This is a genomic window from Streptomyces sp. NPDC001450 (assembly GCF_053597295.1).
Genome location: NZ_JBSFHY010000155.1, coordinates 1 through 1,171 on the forward strand (window position 1 = coordinate 1; position 1,171 = coordinate 1,171).

Annotated in this window: 1 pseudogene; it reads right to left on the reverse strand. The window is 69.3% G+C overall.

Annotated elements, in window-relative coordinates:
• Positions 1 to 1,171: pseudogene (locus tag ACWC5O_RS45505) on the reverse strand (alpha-1,4-glucan--maltose-1-phosphate maltosyltransferase); the annotation flags it as partial.

Below are 1,171 nucleotides of genomic sequence, written 5' to 3' on the forward strand. Positions count from 1 at the left end.
GGAGGTTCCGCAGGCGCTGTAGCGCGGGGTGGCGCCGCCTGATGTCGTTGAGGCGGGTGATGAGGGGGGCGAGGGTGCGGCCCTCGCGTGCGGCGGCGTCCCAGTCGCGGGGTTTGAGCTGGTACTTCTCCGAGTCGAGGTACTCCTCGCTGCCCTCCCGCAGTGGCGTGTTCTCGCACAGTTCGTAGCCGCTGTAGATGCCCCAGGCGGGGGAGAGGGTGGCGGCGAGCACGGCACGGATCTCGAAGGCCGGGCGGCCGCCGTGCTGGAGGTAGGCGTGCAGGATGTCGGGGGTGTTGGCGAAGAAGTTGGGCCGCATGTAGGAGGCCGCCTCACCCGACAGTTCGGTCAGGTACTCGGTCAGCTCCTGCTTGCTGTTGCGCCAGGTGAAGTACGTGTACGACTGCTGGAAACCGATCTGCGCGAGGGTGTGCATCATCGCCGGGCGGGTGAAGGCCTCCGCCAGGAAGATGACATCCGGGTCGGCGCCGTTGACCTCCGCGATCACCCGCTCCCAGAACACGACCGGCTTGGTGTGCGGGTTGTCCACCCGGAAGATCCGCACCCCGTGCGCCATCCAGTGCCGCAGCACCCGCACCGTCTCGGTGACCAGGCCGTCCAGGTCCGCGTCGAACGCGATGGGGTAGATGTCCTGGTACTTCTTCGGCGGGTTCTCCGCGTAGGCGATCGTGCCGTCCGGGCGGTGGTGGAACCACTCCGGGTGCTTGTGCACCCATGGATGGTCCGGGGAGCACTGCAGGGCGAAGTCCAGGGCGACCTCCAGGCCCAACTCCCGTGCCCGGCCGACGAAGTGGTCGAAGTCCTCGATCGTGCCCAGGCCGGGGTGGACGGCGTCGTGCCCGCCCTCCGGGGAACCGATCGCCCACGGCACCCCGACGTCGTCCGGGTGGGCGGTGAGGGCGTTGTTGCGGCCCTTGCGGAACGTCGTGCCGATCGGATGGACCGGCGGCAGGTAGACGACGTCGAAGCCCATCTCCGCGATCGCCCTCAGACGCCGGGCGGCGCTACGGAACGTGCCGTGCGGCTGCTCGGCCGTGCCCTCCGAACGCGGGAAGAACTCGTACCACGACCCGTACAGGGCCCGCTCCCGCTCCACGAGCAGCGGCATCGCGTCGGACGCGGTGACCAACTCCCGCAACGGGTGACGGGA